Genomic DNA, 15,410 nt, shown 5'->3' with positions numbered 1-15,410 from the left:
AACGATTGCGCTTATTGAATGTTCATACTGTTCTTATTTCAGTTTACCTGTAACCATTCATTGATTCAATCCTTGTTCATGTTGAAGGTTTACACTTAGAATCACTAGGAGGAATAACATGTTACTGGAAGCCATTTATCACCAACCTAAATCTCAGTACGCCTATGCCTATAATGAAGAAACTTTACATATTCGTGTTCGCACGAAGCGACATGATATGGATCGTGTATCAGTAGTATGGGGAGACAAGTATGACTTTTCTCCTGAAAAAGTGACCACTACAAGAATGGTGGTTTTTGCACAAGATGATTTATTTGATTATTATCACGTTGCTATAAAACCTCCGTTTCGCCGATTTGCTTATGCTTTTAAATTTGAAACAGAGGATCAAACTGTTTTTTTAAACGAAGTGGGCTTTACAAAGGATAAACTAAGCTCTTCCGGAGTCGGCATGCTTTGGTCACCTTCAGGCATGTTTGAATTCCCGTATTTAAACCCTATCGACGTTCATTCTACTCCCGACTGGGTGAAAGATGCTGTATTTTATCAGATTTTTCCTGAGCGGTTTGCAAATGGGGATCCTTCCATTAGTCCTAAAGAAGTGGAAGCATGGACACCTGATGCTGTGCCAACAGCAACTAATTTTTTCGGCGGAGATTTACAAGGTGTCATTGATAATCTTGATTATTTAGTAGACTTAGGAATCACATGTATTTATTTCACGCCATTTTTCGAAGCACATTCCAATCACAAATACGATACGATCGATTATTTAAAAGTTGATCCACAATTTGGTGACAATAATACTGCTAAGAAACTAGTAAAAGAAGCACATAGAAAAGGAATAAAAATTATGTTGGATGCCGTTTTCAATCATTCAGGCTATTACTTCCCTCCTTTTCAGGACGTCTTACTAAACGGAGAAAAATCACGTTTTAAAGAATGGTTCCATATTAAAAGTTTCCCAGTCTCCACTAATCCATTAAATTACGATACATTCGGTTTCGTTCCGGAAATGCCTAAATTAGACACGGAGCATCCGGAAGTGAAAGCATATTTATTGGAAGTAGCCCGTTATTGGGTGGAAGATATTGGGGTTGACGGCTGGCGTTTAGATGTAGCTAATGAAATTGACCATCAATTTTGGCGTGAATTCCGTCATACCGTAAAGAAAGCAAATCCGGAGGCGTATATACTCGGTGAGACCTGGCACAATTCAATGGCCTGGCTGGTGGGAGATCAGTTCGATGCTGTGATGAACTATCCGGTGACAAATAGTATTCTCGACTTTTTTGTGAAGGATGAGATTGATGCGGCATCTTTTATGGGTAGACTCGATGCGATGCAAATTGCCTATCCGAAACAAGCAAATGAGGTTGCCTTTAATTTATTAGATTCCCATGATACACCGCGATTGCTTACGATTGCAGAAGGGAATAAGGCTCGAATGAAGCTCGCTGTGTTGTTCCAACTTACCTATAGTGGGGCGCCATGTATTTATTACGGTGATGAGATTGGTATGGCAGGTGGGGCAGACCCAGGTTGCAGAAAACCGATGATTTGGGAGAAAGAACACCAAGACCTGGACATTCTTGCCTTTTATAAAAAAATGATTCAGCTTAGAAAAGACCATCGCTCTTTAAAAGACGGTACCTTCCGTTTTCTGTCAGCTGAAAAAGACAAAAAAATAATAGCCTATGAGCGAACCGATGTGATGGATCGTTTCATTATTATCTTAAACAGTGATAATCAAAAGCAAAAGGTGACACTTGAAAACATCTCCGCGGGAACGTTTCGAAATATTGATACAGATGAAAAATATCAAGTTTTAAAAGGGGAAATCACTGTGGAAGTTAAGGCGGTAAGCGCAATAATTTTAAAAGATCAATAAGAAAAACGGCAGAGCCGTCTTTTATTAAATTCAGCGTCAGCTTCCGCCGTCCCGAGTAGCACCTACGAAGTGTGTGTAGGTGCTACTCGAAAGGAGGATGGGTTCCCTTGATAGGTGCGGCGTGAAGGTAGCTGCTAATTTTATAAATTATCTTCTAATAAAAGAAACTTTGCGTTTTTCTTTTCCTTTAATGTATAAAACAAATGCACCTTGGCCATAGTATAGTTAGTGAGCGTTTCTTTTTAACACTTACGTTTAACTAACATGTTCAAAGGGAGGTTCCTTCAAGATTAAGAAGAGCAATTCTCCGACGGCCAAGAAACTTAAAACGAGACATATTCTTTGTGAAGAATGACATGGCAACGGTAAACGAAATTTATAACTGTGAAGACTATACCTTTTGAACATCATTTAAAACTAACTCGTACTTATATTCGATAAATAACATCCCCACCTGTGCTTACCCCCTTTGCGCAGGTGGGGATGTTTCTTTTCGTTGAACTATTTCACTGCAAAATTGTCCAAATAATCACAAAAATAATTGCCGCAATCGTAGTGGACCATGTTTTTAAGAATGATTTTTTCTTCTGTTCCTGTTCTTGCTCAGCCATCTGAAATTCCCCCTGTGTGATCTTATACCCTATTCTTTCAAGGTGATAAGATATCATTATATAGAAAAACGAATAGGCTAGCTCCAGCCTGAATGGAAGCTAGCCTTATTAAATTATTTAATTAGAGAGATTTATAGTGAAATCCCTTTCTAAAATTATAACTTATTTCGTTATAAAAGTGGAGGTTAATATTCTATCGTTGAGTTATTAATAAGTGGTTTTCATTCCTTCGTTTCTCGGAAAATCGACAGGTATTCTTATGACTTGTGTCCCTAACGCGCTATCATAAACTCCATAATCCGATCATGCAGTCCAGGCAAATCTTCATGAGCAAAATCAGGAAATACCTCTAATGATTTTGGTGCGGTTATTTTATTGTAAGCAGCAAATTGGGTAGATGGAGGACATATTGTGTCCATAAGACCCACCCCCATCATGACTTCTCCTTGAATTCGAGAGGCCAAATGCTGGATGTCAATATAGCCAAGCTTTGCAAAAGTCTCATTTTGACGTTTATGCTGGGGGTCAAACTTACGGAAGTATTTTCGCAACTCGTCATAGGCACCTACCGCCAAGTCCATTTCCCATACTCGTTGATAATCACTCAGGAAAGGATACACAGGCGCCAGTTTTTTAATCCGTGGTTCAAGTGCAGCGCAAGCAATTGTCAGTCCGCCACCTTGTGACCAGCCCGTTACCGAAACATCACGATCATCTACTTCATCCATTTCGATAACAAGCTTTGCTAACTGGGCAGTATCCAAAAAAATATGACGAAACAAGAGGTTGTCCTCATGATCATCAAGACCGCGAATAAAGTGCCCTTGCAATGTATTTCCAACTACGCCGCCTACATCTTCAGACAAACCACCTTGTCCCCTGACATCCATTGCAAACACATGATATCCAAGTGCAGCGTACGCAAGCTTACTTTGCCAATCCCCTGCGCTCATAGAATAGCCATGAAAGTGAAGAATAGCTGGCTGTTTCTTAGATGTATCAAGCTTTGGTTTCACATATTTCACGTGAATTCGTGCTCCTCGAACACCAGTAAAATACATATCAAAACATTCTGCATAAGCAACCTGGAATGAACTTTTAATCAGCTCTACATTACTTTCCACTTCATTCATCTCTCGCAGGGCACGACTCCAATACTCATCAAAATCTTTCGGACGCGGATTTCTTCCTTGATAGGTTTTCAATTCGTCTAAACGCATATCAATTAAAGGCATAATTTTTCCCCTTTGCTAATGTGTTTTATAATAACTTTCCACGATCTGAGTCCACTCGTGTTTTCGCGGTAATAGCTTTTCATGTAAAAATACCATCCGTTCCTGTTCATTTGGATAGATTTTTTCTATATTAGCTGCTTCTTCGACTGCATCCTGAAACTGATGCAACGTTGCCAAAGCATTTAAATCCTCTTTGAAAATCGCTTGCATTGTCATGTTTTCCTCATTATAAGGGATTAATCCTAGCGTGACACTTTTCAGAAGTCGGTCACCAATGTCATGATCACCTTTAATATAGCATTCACTCACATACTTGATCGCATTTTCTATTTCAAGAAGCATATCAAGATAATTATGTAAAAACTGCCGCTTCGCCGACGTAAGCCGAGAAGAAATAACGAATCCCTCCTTTACTCTGTCATTCAATGACTCAATTAGTTTTTGTGGTATATATTTGGCTAAATAACACTTTATTTAATTATAGCACGATGTCCAAAAAGAATAAGGATTTCGAAAACAGCAGCTCATACAAAAAAGCAACCGGAAGCCAAGCTTGTCCGGTTGCTTTCTTAGAGTGTTCGTTTTCATTCATTATTTTCGGTAACTGGTCCCTGCTGAACCGGCAGCTGCCGTTGCTGCTCGTTTCGCTGCTGCATAAGGGTTATTCGGAGCCGGTTTTCGATTAGGGGTTGGGGTTGGTGCAGGTGCTTCCTCCTGTTTTGTAATCGGTGTGACCTTATTCTCTGCAGGCTTTGTTTTAATTTTAGGCTCCGTTGAAGTTGAAGCTGTTCCGCCACCATGTCTGTTCTGACGGTCTTTTTTAATGACTTCTTTCCACGTATCTCGAAAATCCAGAACAAATTGCTCGGCTTGACTTAATGCTTCAAGATCATTTCCTGTATTAGCTTCAATAAGCTTTGACATAATGAAATCATACATTTGCATCATATTCTGACTCACATTAACGTCTGTATTTAGTGTTACCATCAATTCACGAATAATATTTTGTGCTTTCATTAAATTCGTATTCTTTTCTTCCATATTTTTTTCATTCAATGCTTTTTCAGCACGTTTAATAAACTTCAAGCAACCATCATAAAGCATTAACGTTAATTCGCCTGCGGACTTTGTCTCCACGGATGATTGTTTATACTTCGCGTACGGATTGTTTACTGCCATTACTATCTACTCCCCTTATGAATCCCTTATCTGAATACAGACACACATTTTCACTATCGTGAACGTGGAAATCTCCTAGGATAAATGCCTCATGCTCTTACATGTATATTATCGGCATGTCTTCCATTATTTTTAATAATAAAACAAAAGAACCCGAAAAATGAATCGAGTTCTTTTGTTTTTTCATCAAACCTTCTCATCAATAATAATTCCGGCAAACTCTAACATCGAAGAAATCATATCCAAAAACTTTTCGGGTGGAATTTCTCTCACTACTTCTTCTGTTTGCTTATCAATGACTTTAACCATTGTGCGATTCAGTGTTTCATGTTGTTCAAACTTAAGAGAAGTACCTTTAACGGAAACGAGGTCATTCATCGCTTCCATCGCACTGTCCAACTCTTTCACCGACCATTCTCTTCCCTTTACTCGAGATTCATGCTCAGCTTGCCTAGATGACGTGTCGACACTTCCTTGTGCATCCACACTATCCCTGTTTTGCGTAGGGCTTCGCTCAGATCGTACCTGAGAGGTAGTTTCATTTGCGGAAAAACGGCCCAATGAATTCACTTCCATGTGTATCACTCCTACTCTTGACCTATTTCCTAATTTATATATCGGTACTTTCTACTAACTGTTGAAGTGTTTTTTAGAAAAAAACTGAAAACTTCGAATCTAATACTGATTATTTCTTAGAATCAAAAAATATTCCATCCGATGTAGGTCCGTCATATGGGTTTTCATATTTTTTTCCCGTTTGTTTACGCATTTTTAAACGATTTAAATCCATTCTAATTTCAGCTTGAATTGCAACCATTTTCAAATTGATTTCTTTATTCATTTTGACGATATCATTCGCAAACTCTTCTTCCGCTCCTGAAGGTTGAGATACTTTATCCATTAAAGGCTGGCGTTCACCAAGATAATTCTCAATAACTTCAATGTATTCCTCTCGCCCTTCATCCTTGGGCATCGTCTGCTGCAGATGACCGTACAGGGCCTTTGTAACTGTGTGTAACTCCGTGATAGCTGACATACTCAGCCTCCAATCTTCTAAGAAAAACGCGTAGTGTCTTTTATTAAATACAGCGTGAGCTTTCGGCCACCCCCAGTAGCACCTATGAATTACGTGTAGGTGCTACTGGGGAGGGGACTGACCCCTTTCGCTTCAACTCTTTAGTTATTGCTGTCCACCGAACATTTGCGCAAACAATGCCTCACCCTGAGAATTTGATTGTGCGACGGCTTTTTCCATGGCTGTGAATTGTGCCCAATATCTATTTTCCACTTGCTGCAATCGACGCTCGAAATTAGTAAGTCTGTCTTCGATACGCGTCATTTCTCGTCCAAGAGTAAATTGATGATTTGAACTACGACCTTTTAATCCACCTGCTCGTTGAGAAATCTGCTCGATTAAACCATTAGCACTGTCTCGAATTCTACGTGCCAGTCCTTTTTCAGCACTCGTAGTACCATCAGCAGCAAATAACTGATAGACCGACTCCGGATCTTGTTCGATCGCTGCACGAAGCTTGTCTTCATTAATCTCCAGTTTTCCGCCTTCTCTATAGTTACTCGTAGTTTTTATTCCTATTTCCGTGAGTTGATTAAATGCACCGTCAAATCCCATCGATACAGGAGCATACATATCTGTACGAAACTTTGTAAATCCATTTCGAAGCGTTTGATCATTTCGAAGCATTCCACTCATTGCTTTTTCTTCCCAACGCTCTATTTCAGTATCGGACATTTCCTTGCGTTGTTCTTCTGAAAGAGGACGGAAATCACGATGAACATCTTCTTTGATTTTTCCGTTGACCAGTTCTAATAATTCATTATATTCCTTAACAAAACCTTTTATAGTGTCCATGATAGAATCGACGTTTGTTGATGTATTCAGCGTGACTGCTTGGTTCTCTGTAAAAGTACCTTGAAGACTAATAGAAACACCGTTTATAGTAAATGTGTTGGATTGACGTTCTGTGGTTAATCCATTGATCGTAAAACTAGCATTCTGTCCCCCAATTTCATTACCTGTATCATTGGATGAATCTAATTGAAATCCATTTTGAAACAAATCACCAGTAAACATCATTTCACTATTAAACTCTTTAGGATCTGTTCCCCATACTTGATCTGTATTAAATTGTCCGGTTTCCTTTCTAATGACAGACAGTTTATCAGAATGCTCATCATAAAAGACATTAACACCTGTAGGAGACGCATTCATCTGTTTAATTACATCATTCATCGTTTGATCACTTGTAAATACAAACTTATCTGTGACTTTTTCTCCCTTAGCATTAAAGGCTGTTATGCTAGTTTCAGAATAAAAATCTTCCCCGGTTGCACTTGCTGAGAAAGCAGTAACTTCCACTTTTTGATCTTTAGCTAGTTCCTTACCGAATACGAGTGCTTTATTAGCATCATCTCTCATTACTTCAGTCGCACGAATAGTCGCATCCTCACTAAATGTTTCCACTACTTTAAAGGAAGCTCCATTCACCTTCACCACAACGGAATCAGCATTTCCAAGCTCTTGAGTTAATGAAATCGTTGAAGTTTTTTCAGAAACAGTTACTACTTCGCGATTAACTATTCCTTGCGTCCAAACTGTATTATCACCAAAAGCTTGATCCTTAAATGATTTCGTAGCATCAATTTTTGTTCCATCCGTAATTGCTGTACTACTAGCATTTGAAGCTGCATTAGCTAGCTGCGATACCTCACTAATCCTCAATGTTCCTGCACTAGCCGAAGAAGTAGCTGTGGCTGTTACAAGAGAAGAATTAGAACTCGATGCTTTATTACTCATCATATTAGATCTTCTTAACACCGTATCAAAAATATTCGTCCGAAACTGATCTAATTTCAAGTTAACAGACCGGTATTCTGCCATACGCCATTCAATAACTTGTTTATCTTGTTTCAACCGATCCATTGGCATACGTTCCGCACGCATTAAATCCTGCACCATCTGATTAATATCCATACCTGTGGCAAAGCCTGAAAGTCTCAACTTCCAACACTCCTCGTCCTATATTCTATTGTATATTCAGTTTCATTCTAAACTTTTTCTTACTTTTACTTCTCATCTATTAGATATATCGGATACTCAAGCTTATTTGTTAATACCAATCACACAATATTATTAGGATAAGGTCCTAAAGGGGTCAGACCCGCCATAATTTGGTAAATAAAAAAAGGCAACCAAACACAAATTAATTGTGTTGATCACCATTTCCCACTTTAAACTTACATCATTTGTCCGCCACCAGTAAAGGACATTAATTGTTCCGCTTGGGCATTCGCCTGAGCCATCGCTTGTTCCATTGCAGTAAATTGCGACCAGTAACGATCCTCTACTTGTTGCATACGTCGTTCAAAATTAGTAATACGATCACTGGCCTGATCAATTTCTCGCCCCATTGTAAAAGATTGGTTGGATGCTGCATCAGAACCACCAGCTCGTCTTGATATAACCTGCATTTGATCGTTAAGTGTTTCGCGAACTCTTCTAGCAATTCCTTTTTCCTCATGCGTTTCACCATCTGCAGCAAACATTTGGAAAACAGCCTCTGGATCTTGATCAATCGCTGCACGCAGTTTTGTCTCATCAACTTCCAAGCGTCCACGGTCCTGATAATTACTAGTTGTTGTAATTCCAAGTTCAGCAATTTGAGAGAACGCAAGATTAGCATCCCCATTTACTGGAGCATATATATCCTGCCTCATCTGAGTTAATGCTCCTGATAGAATTCTATCATTTCGAACGAGACCACTATGTGCTCTTTCTTCCCACATCTCAATCTCTGAATCCGACATATCCCCCCGTTGTTCATCCGTAAGTGGCGCATAATCACGGTGATATTCCTGTGACACCTTACCGCCTACCATTTCAATCAGTTTATTGTAATCATCGACAAATCCCATTACCGTGTCAAAAATATCATCCGTGTTATTAGAAACAGTTAATGAGACAGATTCTGTAGTCTCACTTTTCAGTGAGATGTTCAGTCCATTTATATCAAAATCATTGCTTTGACGTTCGGTTGTTAAACCATTCATAGTAAAAACAGCATTTTGAGCAGTATTATCAGGTGTGCCTGTCATGTGCAATGTATCCGTTAAGAAGGCACCCGTAAATTCTATCTCATTTCCACCTTCGTTATAGACACCGACTTCTGTTCTAGACATAGAAATTTTCCCACTATGCTCATCAAAAAAAGCTTGAACACCCAATTCAGAATTGTTAATCTCACTTAATACACCATTTAAGGTATCTGCACCGTCAAAGGAAAAAGAGTTAGTTACTGCCGCCCCCGCCTTATCATAAGTCGTGATCGAAAATCCTACGGAATTTTTTCCGAATTGGTCCAATAAGCTAGCATTAGGATCTACTTGAGCACCATCGCTATTAATAATTCCTTGACTGCTAGAATGATACTCAGCAGTTGCAAGCTGCGATACATTCGAAATCGTATACGTCCCATTAGAAGCACCAGCTGAAGCAGTCCCGCTGACCAACGCTTCATTCGAACTACTCACTTGTTTTGCATCCATATTCGCTCTTCGCATAATGGTATCAAACGTATTGTTCCTAAACTCCAGAAACTCCCGGTTTACTTCTCTATACTCACCCATTTTCAGAATCAATTCTTTTTGATCCTGCTCCATCTTCTGCATTGGTTGTCTCTCTGCCTTCATCAAATCCTTTACCATCTGATTGATATCCATACCCGAAGCAAAACCTGAAAGTCTCATCAAAAAACCCCTTTTCCTATTTTAAAAACGAAGAATCCTACAAAGTGAGTTTCTCCATCTAATTAAAAAACAAAAAAGCGTTAGATCTTTCCACTTTTTTCTGTTTTTAGTCTTCTAACATCTATTCTCTACTAGTTATATCGACTTTAAGGACCAATTGTTTAGAGTTTTATATTATTAAATGAATTTTAGTGATGCTCTCTTTGAACTTTTCAATTTAGGTCCTTCAATTCCTTATTCACTGCATTTCATTTCTTCTTGCAGCAAAATTTGAGCATCGGCTGTCACATCTGCCAAAACCTTCATACGTTTTAGTATTATTTCGACTAGATCGTACATTTTCATTTGCTCCTAACTGAAAGAGCCTTTTCTTATTCTTTTCATCCATGATTATAATCCTTTTTCGCCAATATATGTAAGAACAAATTTTTCAGCTGACACAGGTCGACAAAAATAATAACCCTGAACGAGATCACAATTTTTCTGCTGATGATATGTTTATTTGGTTCCGCCCCCTTTTCACCAACAGTATATCTAAGCCTGCAGTTAGTTTAATAATGACTTTAATTATTGCTTTATTTCTAGAGCCGATCTCTACATTATCTATAAATGACGGTCTATTTTTATTGTATTAATCTGGCCGCAGGTACTCTTGTCGTACACTAAGATCCATAAATGTTTCCTTCAAAATAATTTTATGCCATTCCCCCCCAAAATTACCCCTCATTAAAAATTATTTTAACTAAATTCCACAACTATTTACACTAAATAAATACTTTTAACCTAGTTAATTTAACCTAAGTTTTTATCATTATTTTGCAAAACTTATTTTGCTTGAATTACTAATAATAACAATTTAAGCCCTAATTTTAGCAATATTACCCAACTTTTCAATTTTTTATTTATATATATATAAGTCAGGATACTTTTGAGTCTTTTCCCTATATTTCATTTTTTTCTATATAAACATATATCGCTCGGGAGTATGTACTTATTTCTGCATAATTTATAGGAATATATTAAATAAAGTTGTAAAATTCTAAGTATTGAGATAGAAAGATCAATCAGGAGGTGGATGAGGGATAATTCTCTATCTTTAGTGATGATAAAAACGTAAAGGGGGAGAACTTACATGCGACAAAAGCTACAATTACTTTCTATTTATGTGTTAATAATTTTATTATCAGTTACCAGTTTCAGTAGTTTAGGTTTTGCTAGTACAACAAACCAGACGCCTACTTTCGCTTCTTTGCATTTGAATGTGAATGAATCCTCTTCAGAACCTATCACGGTGATTGTTGAATTAGAAGAAGAATCCATTTTGCAAGCAAAGCATAAAGGAAAATATCAATCGAAAAACCATCTGAAAGAAATGCGTGAGAAAGTTATTACCGAAGTAAAGAATAGTGCAGGTAAGGTGAACCAAGAGTACGATTACGTTTTCTCTGGTTTCTCTGTAGAGATCGCTCAAAATAAGATTTTAAGTTTACTAGCTGTACCAGGTGTAAAAGCGGTATATGCGAATGAAACGTATGAAGTGAATTTTGACAACAAAGAAGAAATTATCGATTCTGAATCATTTAGTCCCATGATGATGGACAGCGCGCCATTCATCGGTTCAAATGAAGCATGGGATGCTGGATTTACTGGCGACGGTGTCACTGTTGCTGTTATTGACACTGGTGCCGATCATACACATCCTGACTTAGAGCATGCATTTGCCGACTACAAAGGCTGGGATTTTGTAGATAACGATAATGATCCACAAGAAACCCCACCCGGTGGCGATCCTGAGGATGCGACGAACCACGGTTCTCACGTCTCCGGTACTATTGCAGCAAATGGAGCAATTAAGGGAGTCGCTCCAGATGCAACACTACTTGCGTATCGAGTACTCGGACCTGGTGGAAGTGGTACGACTCAACATGTTATTGCTGGTATTGAATTAGCAGTAGAAGATGGTGCCGACGTGATGAACCTATCTTTAGGCGCTACCGTAAATAATCCTGACTATGCGACAAGTATTGCTTTAGACACCGCAATGGCTAATGGCGTAGTGACCGTTACCTCAAACGGAAACAGTGGTCCTACTAACTGGACAGTTGGTTCACCCGGTACATCCAGGGAAGCTATTTCCGTAGGGGCAACTCAACTTCCTTATAACTTATATAGCGCTGCAATTTCTACTTCAGACGGGGTAGAATATCCTTCGGCAAAAGTCATGGGCTTCCCTAGTGACGAGGAGTTACTAGCTTTAAATGAAGAGGAATTTGAATTAGTCGATGTTGGACTTGCCGGTACAGCGGAAGACTTTGAAGGGAAAGACCTTGAAGGGAAAATCGCTTTCATGCAACGTGGTAACTATGCTTTTGTTAATAAAGCTATCAATGCTGCAAATGCAGGCGCTATTGGTGCCGTTATTTATAATAACGTTGCTGGTGCACAACCCGAAGTACCTGGATTGGCTGTCCCTACAATTATGACGACATTAGAAGACGGAGAAAAACTTTTAGCCGAACTAGAAGCTGGACATAACACGATAACGTTTGACATTGCATTTGATCAAGAAGTCGATGAAACAATTGCTGACTTCTCATCCCGTGGCCCTGTAATGGACACATGGATGATTAAACCGGATGTATCCGCACCTGGTGTTGCGATAGTAAGTACAGTTCCTACTCATGACCCTGCCAATCCGCACGGTTATGCTTCAATGCAAGGGACTAGCATGTCAGCTCCACACGTTGCTGGTGCAGCAGCACTAGTTTTAGATGCAAATCCAGATTGGAGTGTAGATTTTGTAAAAGCTGCGTTAATGAATACCGCTGAAAGTGTTTATGATAAAGATGGAACCCTGTATCCACATAACAGCCAGGGTGCAGGTAGCATCCGTGTTCTTGATGCTATCCAAACAGATACACTTGTCACACCTGGCAGTCACTCTTTTGGAGTCTTCACAAAAGACAGTGGAAAAGAAGTACAACGTCAAAGCTTCACAATCAATAATCTATCTAATGAACGTAAGAATTATTCTCTTGAATTCACAGGACACGAAGGAATTAAAGTGCAAACGAGTAAGAATTTATATGTACAACCGGGCAAAACGCAAGACATCAACTTTGATGTTCAAGTCGATACAAGTAATCTTGAACCTGGTTACTATGAAGGGACTCTCCTTTTAAGTAACGGCGATCAAACCGTGGAAGTACCAACGATTCTTTTCGTACAAGAGCCTGATTATCCTATGCTTTCTGGATTAGATCTTGGACTTTCCGGCAGTGACTTGGTAGGTACTGTCAATGTGCCAGGTGGAGCAGAAGTGTTCAACCTTCGTATTAGAAACGCCAATACAGGTGAACTACTTGCTGAGCCTTCTTCAGCAACAAATGTTGCCCCAGGAGTTCACAGATTCAGCTGGGATATGACAATTGATGGTGAGCCACTAGTACCTGGATCTTACCAAATTAACGCTTACGCAAAAACAGGAGTTAATGAGTTTGAGTTAACTGGTGGCGTCTTAACAATTAATGCAGATATTGATTGAAGAAAAAGGACAAGAGGTTTGAAATCCTCTTGTCCTTTTTACTGTCTATTATTTATCCACTAGAAAAATCTATTTCACCTAAAATTTAAGGCGACATCTAACTTCACAAAGACTTTATTATATATTTACATTACCTTAACAAATGACTGGCATAATATAACATATCAGAAGGAGGTCATAGGTATGGTGTCTTTAGTAACGGTTGAAACCAACAAACACTTAAAATTCACTAGCGATTCTCAGGAGTCACAACTCATACAAAAGACGATGCGCACCATTCACCGCATGGATGCCTATAAAGTGAGCGCAAATCTCGTTGATTATTTAAAGAGTTCGAAGACGGAGTGTATTGTAATTGAGGAGCCTTTTCATCATCAAGGCTACATCATGATCAATCACTTTTATCAAAAAATGGGTTCACGCTTCGGTTTCAGTTTATTTATCAACCGGCCAATACATATTTTCGCTAAAAAAAATCCTCTCGTTTTCACCTTGAATCATCCTGTCTCCGAGATCATATCTCAGGCCCTTCAGCGGGAAGAGAAAGATAAATTTGACGCAGTATTTATTGAGGTAAATTCTCTTCTTGTCGGGTATTTGACGATGACTGATTTAATGGAACTTTCCGCATCGGTTCAGGACCTCATTCGCGCTGACCAACAGGCCTATTTGACACAATTAGAAGCCCATGTTCAGACGATTGAAGAAGACGTTCAGCAAGTTGAACAAACAAGCTTTCAAGGTCAGGATACTGCTGGTGCAATTGGCAAACGTGCTGAGAAAAGCCGCGATTTCATGACAGAAATGATCATCCACGCGAAATCGCAATGGTTGGATATGGAAGAGCAGCAACGAACCGTTACAAAATTGAATGAAAAAGCCAAGGCGATCACCACAGCACTAAATACGATCGAAATGATCACCGACAAAGTTAATATTCTCTCCTTGAATGCAACAATTGAAGCAGCAAGAGCTGGTGAGGCAGGAAAAGGATTTGCCGTTGTTGCAAAAGAAGTTCGAGCCCTAGCAGTAGAGACAAAATTGGCAACGAAAATTATTCAAACCGATGTCCACGAAACCACAAACGTCATTGCACAAACAACAACACAACAACACCAATCTCAGGAAAAAATGAATCAATTTCGCCAAAAATTGATGAGTACAAATGAAGAATTTTCCGCTCTGCATGAGGAAGTTACCCAGGTAAGTCAGATGTTGAAAAACATGGCAAAACAAGCCGACGCTGTGAAACAGTGCAGTGACGAATCGATGAGCTTTATTCGCAGTTTAAGAGAAGCAACAAGTAATAACGTGGTTAATACAGGAGAAACTTTCCTGTGAAGCACTCCTACTTACTTGATGTCTTGCGCTCTTTACACTCGGCTTGGCACCAAGTTCACCAAGAGCACAAACAACATCAAGAACTTGATCAAATCATCAAAAATGAAACGATGACTCCCTATTTTCAACCGATCGTCCATCTTGCCAGCGGAGAAACGGTCGGCCAAGAGGTTTTAAACAGACCGAAGAATTCAGATATATTCCCATATGTCGAGACTTTTTACGATTTCTTAGGAAAATCGAATCAGGTTTTTTGCTACGAGCGAACGGCACGGGAAAAGGCTTTGACGATTTATTCACAGCAAACGGATTGTCAGGAAAAACGAAAGACGAAATTATTCCTCAACGTCCACCCGAATGTATTAGAGGATGAACTCTATAAGCAAGGTGCTACACGAAAAGTATTGGAAAAGATCGGTCTTCGTCCTGAACAGGTCGTTTTTGAAATCACCGAAAAACAAAATGTTTCTGATTATGCCCGATTGAAAAAAGTCGTCGATAACTATCGTTCTCAGGGATTTCGCATTGCTATCGATGACGTCGGTTCCGGCTATAACAGTTTAAAAACGATTCTACATTTACAACCGGATTATATAAAATTGGACCGCTCCTTCATTCAAGACATTCATCACTCTCCTTCTCAGCAAGCACTTGTTTCTTTATTTGTTCGCTATGCAAAAGCGACCGGAGCAGAAGTGATTGCAGAAGGAATCGAAGAAAAAGCGGAGCTTGCAACCATCCGTGAGCTCGGAATTACTTTCGTGCAAGGGTATTTTATTGAACACCCGCAAACCTCCCCTCACTTTCCTCAGCTACTTCCATCAGCGAGTATCGCTAGTTGCTAG

The 15,410-nt window shown here is 39.2% G+C and carries 10 protein-coding genes and 1 pseudogene; 4 read left to right on the top strand and 7 right to left on the bottom strand.

Annotated elements, in window-relative coordinates:
- Positions 1 to 118 precede the first annotated feature (118 nt).
- Positions 119 to 1,891 carry an alpha-glycosidase gene (locus CEF18_RS22495; RefSeq protein WP_110938718.1) on the top strand — a complete coding sequence of 591 codons (1,773 nt, stop codon included), beginning with the start codon at positions 119 to 121 and terminating at the stop codon, positions 1,889 to 1,891.
- An 883-nt stretch (positions 1,892 to 2,774) separates the two neighbouring features.
- Here the strand turns inward: CEF18_RS22495 and CEF18_RS22490 are convergent.
- The 7 genes and pseudogenes from CEF18_RS22490 to CEF18_RS22460 form a co-directional block, all read right to left on the bottom strand.
- Positions 2,775 to 3,737: an alpha/beta fold hydrolase gene (locus tag CEF18_RS22490; protein WP_110938717.1), complete on the bottom strand. Its 963-nt coding sequence runs from the start codon at positions 3,735 to 3,737 to the stop codon at positions 2,775 to 2,777.
- A 15-nt stretch (positions 3,738 to 3,752) separates the two neighbouring features.
- Positions 3,753 to 4,046 carry a hypothetical protein gene (locus tag CEF18_RS22485; RefSeq protein ID WP_183041003.1) on the bottom strand — a complete coding sequence of 98 codons (294 nt, stop codon included), beginning with the start codon at positions 4,044 to 4,046 and terminating at the stop codon, positions 3,753 to 3,755.
- Between the two features lie 480 nt (positions 4,047 to 4,526).
- Positions 4,527 to 4,916, bottom strand: a pseudogene (gene fliS, locus CEF18_RS22480) (flagellar export chaperone FliS); the annotation flags it as partial.
- A 186-nt stretch (positions 4,917 to 5,102) separates the two neighbouring features.
- Positions 5,103 to 5,492, bottom strand: coding sequence for a flagellar protein FlaG (locus CEF18_RS22475; protein ID WP_110938714.1), 390 nt, complete (start codon positions 5,490 to 5,492; stop codon positions 5,103 to 5,105).
- Between the two features lie 109 nt (positions 5,493 to 5,601).
- Positions 5,602 to 5,952, bottom strand: coding sequence for a flagellar protein (locus CEF18_RS22470; RefSeq protein WP_110938713.1), 351 nt, complete (start codon positions 5,950 to 5,952; stop codon positions 5,602 to 5,604).
- Positions 5,953 to 6,096: 144 nt separating this feature from the next.
- Positions 6,097 to 7,935 (bottom strand): flagellar filament capping protein FliD, encoded by a 1,839-nt coding sequence (gene fliD, locus CEF18_RS22465; protein ID WP_223292433.1) that lies wholly within the window; start codon positions 7,933 to 7,935, stop codon positions 6,097 to 6,099.
- Between the two features lie 236 nt (positions 7,936 to 8,171).
- Positions 8,172 to 9,680: a flagellar hook-associated protein 2 gene (locus CEF18_RS22460; protein ID WP_110938712.1), complete on the bottom strand. Its 1,509-nt coding sequence runs from the start codon at positions 9,678 to 9,680 to the stop codon at positions 8,172 to 8,174.
- A 1,132-nt stretch (positions 9,681 to 10,812) separates the two neighbouring features.
- On the opposite strand from CEF18_RS22460, the gene CEF18_RS22455 reads away from it, so the two are divergent.
- The 3 genes from CEF18_RS22455 to CEF18_RS22445 all read left to right on the top strand — a co-directional run bounded on the left by CEF18_RS22455 (position 10,813) and on the right by CEF18_RS22445 (position 15,410).
- Positions 10,813 to 13,224 (top strand): S8 family serine peptidase, encoded by a 2,412-nt coding sequence (locus CEF18_RS22455; RefSeq protein ID WP_110938711.1) that lies wholly within the window; start codon positions 10,813 to 10,815, stop codon positions 13,222 to 13,224.
- A gap of 183 nt (positions 13,225 to 13,407) precedes the next feature.
- On the top strand, positions 13,408 to 14,565 hold the full coding sequence (locus CEF18_RS22450) for a methyl-accepting chemotaxis protein (RefSeq protein ID WP_110938710.1): 1,158 nt from the start codon (positions 13,408 to 13,410) through the stop codon (positions 14,563 to 14,565).
- A complete protein-coding gene (locus CEF18_RS22445) occupies positions 14,562 to 15,410 on the top strand; it encodes an EAL domain-containing protein (RefSeq protein WP_110938709.1) in 849 nt (282 codons plus the stop codon). The genes CEF18_RS22450 and CEF18_RS22445 overlap by 4 nt, the downstream gene beginning before the upstream one ends.

Source organism: Salipaludibacillus neizhouensis (assembly GCF_002886185.1).
GTDB lineage: Bacteria > Bacillota > Bacilli > Bacillales > Salisediminibacteriaceae > Salipaludibacillus > Salipaludibacillus neizhouensis.
The sequence above is the reverse complement of the archived record's forward strand: the minus strand, read 5'-3'. Positions and strand labels throughout refer to the sequence as shown.

Excerpts from the sequence above, each read along its gene's own strand:
- CEF18_RS22490 (WP_110938717.1), bottom strand. The coding sequence starts at position 3,737 with ATGCCTTTAATTGATATGCGTTTAGACGAATTGAAAACCTATCAAGGA.
- CEF18_RS22450 (WP_110938710.1), top strand. The coding sequence starts at position 13,408 with ATGGTGTCTTTAGTAACGGTTGAAACCAACAAACACTTAAAATTCACT.
- CEF18_RS22495 (WP_110938718.1), top strand. The coding sequence starts at position 119 with ATGTTACTGGAAGCCATTTATCACCAACCTAAATCTCAGTACGCCTAT.
- CEF18_RS22460 (WP_110938712.1), bottom strand. The coding sequence starts at position 9,680 with ATGAGACTTTCAGGTTTTGCTTCGGGTATGGATATCAATCAGATGGTA.
- CEF18_RS22475 (WP_110938714.1), bottom strand. The coding sequence starts at position 5,492 with ATGGAAGTGAATTCATTGGGCCGTTTTTCCGCAAATGAAACTACCTCT.
- CEF18_RS22470 (WP_110938713.1), bottom strand. The coding sequence starts at position 5,952 with ATGTCAGCTATCACGGAGTTACACACAGTTACAAAGGCCCTGTACGGT.
- CEF18_RS22455 (WP_110938711.1), top strand. The coding sequence starts at position 10,813 with ATGCGACAAAAGCTACAATTACTTTCTATTTATGTGTTAATAATTTTA.